At 47.1% G+C, this 14,681-nt stretch carries 11 protein-coding genes; 9 read left to right on the plus strand and 2 right to left on the minus strand.

Features of this window, described 5'->3' with window-relative positions; translation table 11 throughout:
• Window positions 1-55: 55 nt before the first annotated feature.
• Window positions 56-1,339, minus strand: a complete 1,284-nt coding sequence (locus C6P39_RS23485) for a sensor histidine kinase (protein ID WP_104805378.1) — start codon at window positions 1,337-1,339, stop codon at window positions 56-58.
• The gene (locus C6P39_RS23490) at window positions 1,340-2,011 is read right to left on the minus strand and encodes a response regulator transcription factor (protein ID WP_095173088.1); all 672 of its coding nucleotides are present in this window, start codon (window positions 2,009-2,011) and stop codon (window positions 1,340-1,342) included.
• A gap of 226 nt (window positions 2,012-2,237) precedes the next feature.
• On the opposite strand from C6P39_RS23490, the gene C6P39_RS23495 reads away from it, so the two are divergent.
• From C6P39_RS23495 to C6P39_RS23535, 9 genes are all read left to right on the plus strand, one after another.
• Window positions 2,238-4,607 (plus strand): ABC transporter substrate-binding protein, encoded by a 2,370-nt coding sequence (locus C6P39_RS23495; RefSeq protein ID WP_104805379.1) that lies wholly within the window; start codon window positions 2,238-2,240, stop codon window positions 4,605-4,607.
• Between the two features lie 5 nt (window positions 4,608-4,612).
• Window positions 4,613-5,458, plus strand: coding sequence for a carbohydrate ABC transporter permease (locus C6P39_RS23500; protein ID WP_104805380.1), 846 nt, complete (start codon window positions 4,613-4,615; stop codon window positions 5,456-5,458).
• A 5-nt stretch (window positions 5,459-5,463) separates the two neighbouring features.
• Complete coding sequence (locus tag C6P39_RS23505) at window positions 5,464-6,303, plus strand: carbohydrate ABC transporter permease (protein WP_095173085.1); 840 nt, start codon at window positions 5,464-5,466, stop codon at window positions 6,301-6,303.
• 14 nt (window positions 6,304-6,317) lie between these two features.
• Complete coding sequence (locus tag C6P39_RS23510; RefSeq protein WP_104805381.1) at window positions 6,318-7,952, plus strand: biotin/lipoyl-binding protein; 1,635 nt, start codon at window positions 6,318-6,320, stop codon at window positions 7,950-7,952.
• Window positions 7,949-9,088, plus strand: coding sequence for an ABC transporter permease (locus tag C6P39_RS23515; RefSeq protein ID WP_104805382.1), 1,140 nt, complete (start codon window positions 7,949-7,951; stop codon window positions 9,086-9,088). Before C6P39_RS23510 ends, C6P39_RS23515 begins: the two co-directional genes overlap by 4 nt.
• A gap of 266 nt (window positions 9,089-9,354) precedes the next feature.
• Window positions 9,355-10,032, plus strand: coding sequence for a response regulator transcription factor (locus C6P39_RS23520; protein WP_095173082.1), 678 nt, complete (start codon window positions 9,355-9,357; stop codon window positions 10,030-10,032).
• Window positions 10,005-11,159, plus strand: a complete 1,155-nt coding sequence (locus tag C6P39_RS23525; protein ID WP_104805383.1) for a sensor histidine kinase — start codon at window positions 10,005-10,007, stop codon at window positions 11,157-11,159. Before C6P39_RS23520 ends, C6P39_RS23525 begins: the two co-directional genes overlap by 28 nt.
• Window positions 11,160-11,410: 251 nt before the next feature.
• Complete coding sequence (locus C6P39_RS23530) at window positions 11,411-12,085, plus strand: ABC transporter ATP-binding protein (RefSeq protein ID WP_095173080.1); 675 nt, start codon at window positions 11,411-11,413, stop codon at window positions 12,083-12,085.
• Window positions 12,082-14,550 carry an ABC transporter permease gene (locus C6P39_RS23535; RefSeq protein ID WP_104805384.1) on the plus strand — a complete coding sequence of 823 codons (2,469 nt, stop codon included), beginning with the start codon at window positions 12,082-12,084 and terminating at the stop codon, window positions 14,548-14,550. The genes C6P39_RS23530 and C6P39_RS23535 overlap by 4 nt, the downstream gene beginning before the upstream one ends.
• Window positions 14,551-14,681 lie beyond the last annotated feature (131 nt).

Consider the following 14,681-nt stretch of genomic DNA (forward strand, 5'->3'; position numbering starts at 1 on the left):
AATATATAGTTTACATAATATTATTACAGTAAACTTTACTTCCCATTGAATTGCCTCAGCCGCCCGGGATCGTAAAATAAAAGACACACCCGCCGCCTTCCCTATCCTCTACCCAAATCTTTCCTTTATGAAGCCGTACGATCTCTCCCGCGATACTGAGTCCGAGTCCAAAGTGCTTTTTCTCTTTTCTGGAAATATCACCTCTGAAAAAGCGGTCAAATATCCGTTCTTTCCATTCATCCGGGATTCCCGGACCGTTGTCAGCTACCCAGAGTTTCCAACGTGCACCGTCCTTTTCATATCCCAGATAAATGATACCGCCCTTTGGTGTGTAGCTCACCGCATTGTCAAGTAAGATCCCCAGGACCTGTTCCAGGCGCTGCCCGTCGCAGAAGACCTCCGGCTCCTCCCCACTGTCGGGAAGTGTGATCTGCAGCTTCAGCCCCTTTCTTTTTGCCAGCATATGATACCTCTCATATACTTCAGGGATCATAGTATCCAGGGAAATCTTTTCAAAATGCATAGACCATGTCTGATTATCCGCACTGGCAAGTGACAGCATGTCATGGATCAGCCGCGACATTCTCAGACCCTCCGCCTTTATGATTTCATGAAATCCGGTCCTGTCCTCCTCATCGGCCACTGCCAGCGCATCCGCACTGGACAACATGACTGCCAGAGGAGAACGGAGTTCATGGGAGGCAGATGCCACAAACTGTATTTGTTTTGTCCGGTTTTTTTCAATAGGAGCCAGCATACGGCCTGTGTAAAACCAGGAAAATAAAAGCAAAAGCAGCAGCGCAGTCAGATCAATGACCGTAAAAACCACATATAAATACAGAATCTGCCGTTCCAATGTTTCTCTTGCGTAGGAAATCACAACACAAAAAGTTCCATAGGGATAGGGAACAGATGCGAAAGTTACCAGATGTTCTGTTTTCTTATGATCAAAGGAAAATTCCAATGGTTTAGTAATACCTTTTCCCAAGGGTGGATGATTGACATCAAATCCATAGTGCTCCATTGCCCTATGGATTATTTTATCCATCATTTCCTGCTTTTCCTCTTCAGGATCATAGGAGTATAGTACTCCGTTTTCATACAGATCTATGGTATAAAAACGCGGATTTGCCATTGTGGCAATCTGTCCATAATCTATGACCCTGCTTTTTTCCAGATAAGCCAGCACAGAATCAACCTCTTTGTCATGCACCGCCGCGTCATTGGCATCTAAAAGATTTTGAAAAGCCAGAAGCCCGGCAAGTGTCATTGCCAAAAGAATGACCCCGGTAACTGCTGTGCAGAAAAGCGTCATTTTCATTCGGAGTTTTTTGTACATTTATTCCTCCAGACTGTAGCCCACGCCGCGTATGGTCCGGATAGACAGACAGCTTCCAACGGATTTCAGCCTTCTTCTGAGGAAGTGAATGAAATTATCCAGGTTCCCATCCTCAATCTCCGTATCAATGCCCCACACCTTATTAACAAGGATCTTTCTTGCCAGTACCTGTCCCGGATTTTTCAAAAAAACCTCCATCAGGTTTCCCTCTGTCCGTGACAGCCTGCAGGACGTTTCCCCGCAGGAGAGTACCTTTGCGTTCACATCAAAAGATAAATCCCGGTAATGAAGTTTCTCCCCCCGGTCTATGAACCTGGGCCTTCGGCCAATACTCCGTATTCTTGCCATCAGTTCCTCAAAGGCAATGGGCTTGACCAGATAGTCATCTGCGCCGCAGTCCAGCCCCTGCACACGTTCCTTCACTTCTCCCAGTGCAGTGACCAGTATCACCGGTGTGCTGTTTCCTTCACTTCTAAGGCGCTTCAGCACCTCGGTCCCGGAAAGAGACGGAAGCATCCGGTCCAGCAGGATCAGCTCATGGACATTTTCCCTTGCAAGATTCAGTCCTTCCCTGCCATCATGGCAGTGATCCGCATGAATTCCTTCTTTTTTCAGCCGATAGGCAAGTGTCTGGCATAGCTGTATATCGTCCTCAATGATCAGAATCCTCATAAATATGTTTCCCCTTTCCTGTCAGGCAGCCCATCCATCCGGACTGCCGGTCCCTTATAAGACTATGGTTAGTATAGCATTTTCCCCTGTGATTAGACACTGTTTTTCAGGAATTAGATTGAAATTAGAGATTGAATAGATGATGTGTAGAGGTTTGCTGTGTTATACTGGCTTTTGTAAGAAGACCGGTCTTACAGGGAGTATTTAGGAAAGGATAGATTGATACATGAATAAAAAGTGGACAAAAATGATCTCAGCCGCACTTATCATAACACTGGCCGCATCCTTGGCTGCATGTGGTGAAAAAGAACAGCAGGCTGAAAAAAAAGGAGATACCAAAAGCAGCAGTGTACCAAAGGGCAGGTATGTGGAACAGGAGATAAAGTTTGACAACACGGACATTTTCCGAACTACAGGCAGCAGCAGCGAAGAGTGGATCGCACCGGATGATGTTATCCTGGAGATGAAGGGACTGGATAACGGAAACCTGAGGATTGCCGCAAGGACAGGCATCTTTGATTCCGCTGACAAAGGCGAAACCTGGACGCCCTGGCAGGAGATGCCCCAGGAGATGAAAGATGACCTGTCCGTAGAATACGGATTAGAGTTTCTTTCCATAGCCGGGGACGGAAGGATATTCTATGGAACAAGAGGAGAGCAGACCGTATACAAGCTGGTACAGACGGACGGAACGATCCAAACGGTAGATACGGAACTTCCCGCCGAAAATGCGGATGAATCCGGGCAGTCAGCCATGAGGCAGTCCATGGGGTTTGCTTACTTTACCGATTTTGGGGATTTTTTATGTGCAGACTTTGAAAATCTCTACCAGTTGGATGGGGAAACCTTTCAGCTTAAGCATACCTTTGAAAAAGAAGTGGTACAGGGAGAGGAGATCATGGGAGATACCTCATATGTCTGTGCAGGTGACAGCCTGTACACCATTTCAAGGGATATGGATATTACGGATGACGGCAATATTGAATATGATAACACAAAAGTCACAGTATATGACCTGGAAACGCAGGAGGAAAAAGGAGAGCAGGAAGCTCTGGGTGATTTTCTGCAGAATGAATTATCCGATATTGGCGTTTCCATGCCGGGTGCTGACGGGAAATCTCTGTATTTTATTAACCAATCCGGTATTTACCGTTTTATGACAGACGGGACTGCTGCGGAGAAAATTTTCACCGGTTCCATGGGACAGATGAACAGTCCTGTATCCTCTGTTGTAAACACTACTGTACTGACGGACGGAACTGTTGTCATCCATTATTATATAGACGGTCAGGAGCGGATGTTCCGTTACGTCTATGATGCCAACGCATCTGTGAAACCGGAGCACACCCTTACCGTATATTCTCTGTATGACACACCTTATGTCCGTCAGCTTATCACATCCTTTCAAAGCGGACATCCGGATGTGATGCTGGAATACGAAACCGGCATGACAGGAGACGATGCGGTGACAAGGACAGATGCGCTGAAGACTCTGAACACAAATATTATGGCCGGAGAAGGACCTGATATCCTGATGCTGGACGGTCTTCCCATCTCCTCCTATACGGAAAAGGGACTGCTAATGGATATTCAGGATATTTTGAAAGAAACAGACAAAGAAGAAGGCCTTTTTACCAATATCACGGATGCCTATAAATCAGACGGTGCTGTCTGTGCGGTGCCTACCAGTTTTGCGGTACCTCTTTTGATTGGAAAGCAGTCTTTACTGTCCAATATTAAAAATCTGGATGATCTTGCCCTGGCGGCAGAGCAGGAGAGGGCTGACCGCCCGGAGGTTTCCCACGTCCTGGGAACTATGACAAATACCACGCTTTTACTGGCGCTGCTCCCCTCCTCCTCCCCCTCCTGGATCGCAGAGGACGGCACCATGGACCAAGAGAAACTAACGGACTTCTTTGAAAATGCAAAAAAAATCGCGGACGCACAGAATGCACCCGATGAGTATGAGTCCCCGCTTATTTCCGATACACAGCTCCTGGATATAACGCCCTTTATGACTAGCGCCTCGCTTAATGCATTGGAAATGGGCCACACGGACTCCCATATTACCCTGGGAAACCTCATGAATGTGGAAGGCCTGGCTAACGTCCTGAACATGGCAAAATACCTTGGTGACGGCAGCTACAAAAGCGCACCGGGCCAGTCCGCAGATGTATTTATCCCGATTGCCCCTGTGGGCATCAGCTCCAAAACCGGCAGCGGAGAAATTGCCAAAGATTTCATCCGATATCTTTTAAAAGAAGGACAGCAAAGTTCCGCCTTATCCTCCTGGCCAGTAAACAAAACAGCTTTTGCCGACAAGCTGAAAATGCCTTCCAATTATCCGCTTGGAATGCGCCACGTAGAAAATGATGTGGATGGAAGCTCGTTTGATATGGAATTTATTTCACCCACAGAGGAGGAAATAAACGCCATGAAAGATGTGATGGACACGCTTACAACCCCCACCGTCACAGATGAAATGATAAACAGGACCGTTATCACAGAGGGCATCAAATGTCTTTCCGGTGAAGCGTCCGTTACCGATACGGTTGACGCGATCCTGAAAAAACTCAATCTCTATCTGGCGGAGTGATCCCTATGAAGAGAAAAAAATATGCCCTGACGGGAATCCTGTTCATCCTGCCCAGTTTTGCAGGTGTCTGCTTCTTTGTCCTTGTCCCCTTTCTGGACGTGACACTGCGCTCTTTCCAGAGCGCGGTCACAAGGGGATGGACGGGTTTGGAAAATTATAAAACGCTTTTCCAAACCCCGGCCTTTTGGCTGGCAGCAAAAAACACCCTGCGTTTCACCGGAATCTGTATCCCCCTCCTTGTGTGCTTATCCCTTTTTATCAGTGTATTTCTGCACAGGCAGGGAATACTGGGCAGTTTTCTGAAATCCGCTTTCCTGCTTCCCATGGCGGTTCCTGTGGCCTCTGTGGTCCTTTTATGGAGGGTGGCGTTCCACGCGGAAGGATATCTCAGCATCATGATAGAAAAAATGGGGCAGACTCCCGTGGACTGGATGAATTCCGAATACGCCTTCTGGATACTGGTATTCAGCTATATCTGGAAAAACCTGGGATACGACATTGTGCTATGGATGGCCGGATTGTCCGGCGTTCCCTACAGCCTGTACGAGGCAGCCAGGACAGACGGGGCAGGGGCGTGGATTTGTTTCTGGAAGATCACTCTTCCCAATTTGAAACCGGTCCTTTACACCATCACGGTTCTGTCTTTTTTAAACTCTTTTAAAGTATTCCGGGAGGGATATCTGGCCGCCGGGGATTATCCCGATGAAAGCATGTACCTTTTACAGCATCTGTTTAACAACTGGTTCCGGGAAATGGATTTTGACAAGCTGGCAGCAGCGGCGGTTCTGATGGTCCTTGTGATCATTGTCTTTGTCTTTTTGCTGCAGCGTGCCTGGAACTGTGAGGAGTAATGAAAATGAGTAAAAAAATAACCGGATTCCTGCTGCTTCTTCTGGGCATGGCTGTCTGTTACCCTATATTTTTTCTCTTCACCGGCTCGCTTATGGGGAGCGGTGAATTAAAATCTCATCTTGGTGCAGCCCTGGGGCTTGGTACGAAGCCAATGACCTGGAGCTTTCTGCCCCTTATGCCTACACTCAGGCATTATGTGCAGCTCCTTCTGGATTCCCCTGAATATTTCCATATGTTTTGGAATTCTGTGCTCCTTTCCGGGGGAATCCTGGCAGGGCAGTTATTGTGCGGGATCCCTGCTGCATGGGGATTTGCAAAATATGATTTTCCCTTAAAAAAACTGTTATTCTCCTTATACATATTGCTTATGATGATGCCATTCCAGGTGACCATGCTGTCCGGCTATCTGGTTCTCTCCAAGATAAAGCTCACGGACACACTCTGGGCAGTCATCCTTCCGGGGGCCTTCTCCACCTTTCCCGTCTTTATCATGTACCGTTTTTTCTGTGGTGTACCCCAGGCGCTCATGGATGCGGCGAGAATAGACGGAGCGGGAGAGAGGGCCATATTCTTTCATATAGGGCTGCCCCTTGGCTCATCCGGTATTGTCTCGGCTGTTGTTCTGAGTTTTCTGGAATCCTGGAATCTGATAGAACAGCCCATGACATTTCTGAAAAGTAAAAAGCTTTGGCCTCTTTCCCTGTATCTTCCTTTGATCACTCCGGAAAAAGCCGGAATTTCCTTTGCCGCTTCTGTAGTGACTTTACTTCCTGCCCTGTTGGTGTTCCTGTGCGGCCAGGATTATCTGGAACAGGGGATCGTGGCCGCCGCAGTAAAAGAGTAGAGAGGAATATAATCATGATCCAAAACGAAAAGCATCTGGCAAATATACAAAAAAAGGCCGGCCAGGCTCTTGTAGTATTTCTGACAGCCATGATCTTACTTACCGTATTGTCCCGGGCAGCCACCAATCTCATTACGCCTGTGGTCACATGTACAGCTCCTGAAAAGACCGCCCTGGAATATAAGGTGACTGCAGCAGGAACAGTAAAAGAGAAGCAGCAGCAGGCAGTCCATACGGTTCCCGGCATCCGTGTAAAAAAAGTTCTTGTCAGCGAGGGGGACCATGTTTCCCCACAGGACATACTGTTTGAGCTGGACACAGAGGATCTGGCAGAAAAAATACTGTTAAAAGACCGGGAGATTGAAAAATTAAAGCTTGCGCTAAAGGACAGCCGGGAAAAAAACAGTCTGGAACAGCAGGAAAAAAGTAGGGAGCAAAACAGAGCTGAGGAAGACTACAGCCAAACTGCAGATGCAGCGGACGCCCAGGTACAGCGGGCATGGGAGGCTTTGACAGAGGCGGAAGACCGACTGGATGCCTTTGACAGCCAGAGCACGGAAGGTTCGGAAGCCAGTCCCGACTCTGTGGAGGAAGAACTGCAAAGAGCCTGCGAAGAAAAAAGCCAGCTTCTGGAGCAGGCCCAGACAGATGCAGAGCAGAAAAAAGAACTTCTGGAACAGGCAAAAGCAGACCGGAAACCACAGGAATTCTTAAGTGAGCTGGAAAATGACGTGAAGGAGAGCGAAAACGCTTTCCAGTCCGCCCGGGAAGCCTGCACTGCCGCAGAACAAGCCCTGGAGGACTATCAGGCGTCCAGATCGGCCCTTGAAGGGCAGTCGAGAGAGGAAGAGCGGCAAATGCTTGAAGATGCTTATACGCAGGCGCAGAATGCCTATGAGGATGCCCTGCGGCAGCAGGAGGAGGGGCTTACCGTCGCACAGCGTAAAATAGAAGATACCCGGAAACCCACTGCCCCCGACAGTACGCCAAAAACCACGGAAATGGATCTGAAGACACTGCAGATGGAACAGGAGAAGTATACCGCAATTTTGGAGGCGGAAGGGCAGGTATGTTCCCCCGCGGAAGGGATTGTGAGAAAACTCGGCGTGGAAGCGGGAAGCACAACCGTGGAGGGAAGCTGCGTCACACTGGCAGACATCTCCTCCGGATGCAGATTTACGGCATCCTTGTCAAAAGAGGAGGCAGAGATCATTTCAAACGGTGACGGGATCACTTTAAGATCACCGGACGGAAAAAAAACAGCGGAAGGACTTACCATTCATTCGTTGAGTGAAAATAAAGAAAATCCTGAACTGACAGACATCACCGCAGACATTTCCAATGGAGAATTTGATGCGGATGAGAACGCAGTGCTTTATGCAGAAAAGAAGTCCGCTGTCTACTCCTGCGTGGTCCCTCTCGAAGCACTCCGAACAGAAGATAATAAATATTTTGTGCTCCTTGCAGAGGAGAGGGAAAATATACTGGGAACCGAACTTACGGCAGTCCGGGCCGAGGTGGAGGTTTTGGAAAAAAACAAGGACAAGGCAGCTTTAAAAAACGATGACTTAAGCGGAAACAGTAAAATCATCCTCTCCTCCCAAAAGAACATAAAAGCAGGCGACCGCATACGCCTGGAGGACGAATGAGGAGAATCGCAGGGTATATGACAACACTCCTGCTGGGAGCCGGATGTTTCATATGCCTTGCGCAGACTCTGCTGTACGGACAAACGGATACGGGGAAAGACACTTGTATCCTGCAGACAGAAGCGCTGCCGGATGAAACAGGAGAATCCGAATTTCTTTTCACCCTTTGGGGTGAGTCAAAAAATGTCCCTATTACCGTGCCGAACCTAAACAGAGCCGCGGACGCCAGTCTGATCACCGTTTCCGGCAATTCAGACCTGGTCATGTCCGGAAGCCGTATCCTTGATTCCGGTGATACCAAAAGCTGCTTGATCGACGAAAAAGTTTCCATGAAACTGTACGGAAGTACAGCGATATGTGGGGAGAAGCTTATGATCGGCAGCAGAGAATATGAGGTGGCGGGAATCCTGTACGGAGACAGCGGCACGGTACTGGTACAGGCAGATCAGGATACAAAAGCTGTTCTCGACCGTGCTTCTCTTAGAATCTCCGATGAAGAAAATGTGCAGGAGACCATCCGCCGTTTTTCAAGCAGTACAGGCCTACAGGGAATACGGATCCCACTGCATTTATACGGGATCCTGACAAGGGGTCTGCTTCGTATCCTGATCTCCCTTACACTGTTTCTGCTCCTTTTTAGGATATTTGTGAAAATCAGAGCTTATGGCAGCATAAAGTCCATATTTTTACTGCTTATCCTAGTTCTTTTGAGCGCCGTGGCCTGTATCTGGATCTTAGATCTAGACATCCGCATACCAAGAGAGATGCTGCCCTCCAAATGGTCTGATTTTGAATTCTGGTCTGATCTGCTGAAACAAAAAACGGAAGAGATATCTCTGCTTTGGACAACAGAAAAAAGCACCCCAGAGCTGCACTATTTTATGGATTTTCTGAAATCCGTATTATCCGGCCTGGGAGCCGCTCTGCTGGGAACTCTTTTTCTTATCAGGGTCAAGATAAAAAATCTGTGTGGTCTTGCAGCTATGACTGTATTTTTTCTCCTGCTTTCTTTTTCTTTTGCTGTTTTTTATGTACCTGATGGCAGCGCACTTGTACAGGAACGGGTTTTCTGGCTGTTTTTCCCGCTTTGTTTCTGGCTGAAATATTTGGATGCTACTGTTCACAGTATACTATAAAGGTAATTCTTTGCACAGTAACGCGTTTCGCGATGCACAGTTCTGCCCTTTAGGGTACAAAATGCAAGGAATTGCATCTTGGCGCTGGCCAACTCGGGATTTTGCTGCGCATCGCCCGGCATCCCTTTTGGAAAATACCTTCCGGGACATTGGTCTGTAAACAGTAACATCTGGATACGCTGCTGCCGTAAAGAGGGAATGCCGATTGACAAATTTACGGGAATTACACTATAATCAGACTATCAAAAGAAAAGAGGAGAATACTGTTGAAAAAGACCATATTGCTTCTGGAGGACGATGAAAATCTGAACCGGGGAATATCCATGCGCCTGGAAAAGGAGGGGTATCATGTACTTTCTGCCTTCGGTGCCTCCAAAGCGGAAGAACTTTTTGAGAATAATGAAATCCACCTGATCATCAGTGATATCAACTTAAAGGAGGGCAGCGGCCTGGATTTCTGCCGCAAAGTAAGAGAGAGGAGCAAGGTCTATATCCTTTTCCTGACTGCCCTGGACCAGGAGATTGATATTGTCACCGGCTATGATATAGGTGCTGACGATTACATTACAAAACCGTTTAGTCTGATGGTCCTGGTTTCCAAGGTCCATGCGTTTATGAAAAGAGTTGAGACTGCCAAAACCTCTGCCTTTATCTGTGGTAATATCCGTGTATCCCTGCAGGAAATGAAAGTCTGGAAAAGCGGGGAACTTTTGTCCCTCAGTAAAAAAGAACTGCAGCTGCTGATCTTTTTCCTGGAAAATCCCCAGCAGATTTTTTCTAAAGAACAGATTGCGGAAGCTGTGTGGGATATAGACGGCCAGTTTGTGGACGACAACACCATACCCGTCAATATCAGCCGTCTCAAGTCCAGGCTGGAATGTGACGCTATACAAAATGTGAGAGGAATGGGATACATATGGACAAAGGACGTAACAAAAGAATGATCATCTTTCTGGGATTACTGGCAGTTATCCTTTTGGGAACTCTACACACTGCATTTCGCTGGATAGATACCGTATATACAGAAAAACAGGAGCTTTTAGGCAGACTTATCCTTGCGGCCCCTGACACAACAGGCGAATATACCAGCATCGTAGAAGGTAAAACAGAGATTGACCCCCAAAAGGCCCTTGCCGCAGGCAGAGAAGCGGAAGCCAGACACGGTTACAGCGGCAGATTTACAGCCTTTCCCTCTTCCATCATTTCATTTTTGCCGGTACCGCTGCTGACTGCCGTCTTTTTTGCCCTTCTGCTTGCTTTTCTGATCTTATACCAGAATAAGCTCCAGAGCCGGGCAGAACTCAAAATCTTTGAGCTGAAAGATAAGACCACCCAATTGAAAGAGGAGAACAATCTGCTGCGGTCCCAGATAGAACGTGAGGCTGCAGAGACAAAAACACTGGTCACAGATATTTCCCATCAGTTAAAGACGCCCCTTGCCTCTCTGAAAATGTGCTATGAGATCGCGGACACCAGCAGCTTTACAAAAGAAGAACAGCAATCCTTTCTCATGCAAGGGAAAAATGAAGTGACGAAATTAGAAAATCTCACAAAATCCCTGGTTCAGCTCTCCCGCCTGGAGACCAATATGATCCGTCTGGAGCCTGTAAAAGCCAGCTTAAAAAAGACGATCCAGGGTGCTGTCAGCAGTGTATATATGAAAGCTTACCAGAAGCATATAACCTTATCTGTCAATGAATTCCGGGATGAGGAAATCATTCAGGACCCCCGCTGGACCCAGGAGGCACTAGTAAATGTTCTTGACAACGCTGTAAAATATTCGGCACCGGACAGTGCCATAGATATCCGTGTGGACCCCATGGTCAGCTATTTCCTCATCGAAATAGAAGATGAAGGGATTGGGATTCCGAGAGAGGAGAGAGGGCAGATATTCAAACGATTCTACCGCGGCAGGACGTCTTTTGTCCAGGAAGTTGACGGCTCAGGCGTAGGGCTTTATCTCACTCGGAAAATACTGGAAGAACAAGGCGGAAGTATCTGCGTAAAGAAAGGAAAAAAGGGGAGTATATTCCAGATTACCTTCCCGAAACCCCAGTACAAGACCTGCTGAATTTCACCGCAAACTGCCTATCATGCAGAAATACAAAAAGGCTGCTCATACAGGCAGCTTTTTTATATTTCTGCATAGATTTTTCTCGGCTGTGGAGTGCATTCTTACAAATCTGTTATCCTGTCTGAAATGCTTTTGTAAGAATGCCCGTGTAAAATAAAGATAAAATAAAGGTAACTGTTCAGTACCTTCACAGTTACAGGCAAAAATCCATGTAGTTACAAATAAAGCACAAAACAAGGAGAACCCCTATGAAATCAATGCTATTGGAAACAAAAGACTTATGCAAATATTACGGCAGCGGGGATAATCTGGTGAAAGCCATAGACCACACCACCATGACCATACAACGAGGGGAATTTACCGCCATTGTAGGCCGTTCCGGTTCCGGAAAAAGTACACTGCTGCATATGCTGGGTGCGCTGGACCGCCCGGACAGCGGCAAAGTCCTGATAGAAGGAAAGAGCGTATTTGATTTAAAAGACGAGGAGCTGGCTGTATTCCGGAGAAGAAAAATCGGATTTATTTTCCAGAACTATAATCTGATCCCCTCTCTCAATGTCTGGGAAAATATAGTGCTCCCCATGGGCTTAGACAAAAAGAAAGTGGACCATACATTTGTTAAAGACCTTACCGAGCGTATCGGCATCGCGGACAAACTGAAATCCCTGCCCAATACCCTCTCGGGAGGGCAGCAGCAGAGAGCTGCCATTGCCCGTGCCCTTGCTGCCAAACCAGCCATCATTCTGGCAGATGAGCCAACCGGAAACCTGGATTCCAGGACGGAACTGGAAGTCATCTCTCTTTTAAAGTCCTGTGTAAACGAATACGGGCAGACATTGGTGATGATCACCCATGACGAGACCATCGCGCAGATGGCTGACAGGGTCCTTGTCATTGAGGACGGTAAGGTGGTGAGCCAATGAACACAATAAACCAAACGGCACTCTCCAACTTCAAACAGAACAAAGGAAAGAATATCATGGCAGGCATTGCCATCTTCCTGACCACGATCCTTATCTTTGTGGTTCCAGCACTTGGGCTTGGCACTGTAGATTTGGAGATGGCAGCTGCCAACAAAATTTACCCCACATTTCATGTCATGTACCGAAATGTGGATATCAATACCGCGGAGGAACTTTCCCACAGAGCAGAAGTGGAAACCATGGGCCTCCGCCAGGACCCGGCGCAGATACCGGTACCGGATGGCACCGCTGTCATGGTCTACATGGATGAGACAGCCCGGAAGTTAGGCAAAATAAAGCTGGAGAAAGGTTCCTTTCCCGAAAACCGAAATGAGATCGTCGTATCCGACGCGCTTTTAAAGATATTAGGGATCACAGCAGATATCGGGGACACTATAGAACTGCCCTATCAGCCAGTGGAAGGGGATGGCATCGGATTTGAGAAGAAACAAAGTTTTGTTATCACCGGACTGCTCCCCTCACCAAAAGAGAACGATGATTCCAATATGTATTCCGCCATGGTCTCCAAAGATTTTATGGAGCAGGAACAGCCTGGGGATGTGCGCAAATACAGGGTGATGCTTCGGATCGCAGCCGAAGATTCCATGAACACCACGGATATCGAAGAAATATACGGTGATTTAGCAAAAGAGCTGGGTATTTCCGAAGCAGATGTAGTTGATAATTCCCTCTACCTTGCTGCCAACTATAAAGACCCTTCCCTGTATACAGGAATCGCAGGAATCCTTCTTATTGTCATCTTGGCAGGCATCATGACCATTTACAGCCTTTACTATATTTCCATGATATATAAAGTGCAGGAATTTGGCAAAATAAAGGCATTGGGTGCCACCAAAAAACAGATACGGCAGATCGTCTTTCGGGAAGGAATGCTGACGGCCTGTATCGCGGTACCGGCCGGATTAATTGCAGGAAGCATTTTTTCCACCGTGGGATACCGGTATCTGACTACTGTGTTCAGTCCCGATGACGCCATGGCTGCGGTAATTAAAGAACTGGTCAACAATCATGAGATTGTCCTGTTAAAACCATGGATGTATGTTATGGCTGTAGTTGTCACGTTACTCACCGTAGCGCTTGCCCTGCTTCGCCCCATGCAGATCGCGTCCAAGATCTCCCCAGTGGAAGCCATGCGGTATGACGGAAGTATAAAAACAAAGAAAAAAGTTCGTAAAGGCCACCTGGAAATGAACCTGATCCATCTGACAGGAGCCAATCTTTCAAGAAACAAAAAGCGCACGATCATGACCATCGTGACCCTGAGTCTGATAGGAATCCTTTTTATGGTAATTTCCACTATCCTGTCCTGTTTAGAACCAAAAGAGATTGCAAGAGATTCCATTTTTGATGACTTTATTTTATCGGTAGACAGCACTTCTGGAGATAAGATGCATCCGGAATTGGAATGGTCCGCCATCTGCCAGAATAATCCTCTGAACCCGGATTTTGAAAAGCAGGTGCTTGCCATACCAGGTGTAGAGAAGATCACAAAATCCAGTCGTTTAGATGTGGAGCTCCCGGATCATATGGATGGAGATGACATATGGAAGACAGGCATAATCGGAATACCGGAGGAATATGCAGACAGAATGGAAAAATCCATCGTGGAGGGTTCCTGTACTTATGAGGAGCTGCAGCAGGGGGATAAAATCCTCATAGACAAAAATATGCAGAGTTATATGCCCGGCACCGAAATAGGAGATACGGTCCGCATTTCCATCACTTCCGGAAATGATCCGGTTGAAAAAACATTTGAGATCGCGGCTATTGCTGATATGCCGTATGGACTGAACCATTTTGCTTTTCTTGCCCTGCCTGATTCCGTGATCAAAGAACTGGCCGGATTTGATATGGATTATTACTGGTCCATAGCTGCAAGCGGCAGGGAACTGAAAAATGCTGAAACACAGCTCCAGGCACTCATAAAAGAATCAGGGCTGCTTAACCTGAAAAGCTATGAGGATGAAGTAGCGTACAATGAGAAAAATACCCGTTTTACCTCCCAGCTCTGCTATGTATTCATGATCGTTCTGAGTGGTGTGGGTATTATGAACCTGATCAACACCATGGTCAACAGTATCTATGTGAGAAGAAGAGAACTGGGCATCATGCAGGCCATCGGCCTCTCTGAAAAACAGATGGTGCGCATGCTCCAGATGGAGGGTATCTTCTACACGGCGGGAACCCTTTTGTTCTCCCTGGGGATTGGAAATATCCTCGGCTATCTTACCTTTTTATATGCAAAAGAACACAGGATGTTCGGTATCGTCGCATACCATTATCCGGTCATGCAGACGGTGATTCTGGTGGCCGTTATCCTTGTCATCCAGATTCTTCTGACCTATCTGATCATGAAGAATTTCAGAAAGCAGAGTATGATTGAGCGTATCCGGTTCTCAGAATAAATTTTCTTCTCTCCCTTTGACAAACGAGAAAATTTCTGCTAAAATAACGGCTGACAACAAGAAAATGGCTGTGATCTTCATGTTCCCAACCGGTGCATGGTTTGCGGTATCAATAGAAATAAGTCTCCAAG

Origin of the sequence: Blautia marasmi (genome assembly GCF_900258535.1) — a bacterium.
GTDB classification, from domain to species: Bacteria; Bacillota; Clostridia; order Lachnospirales; family Lachnospiraceae; genus Blautia; species Blautia hominis.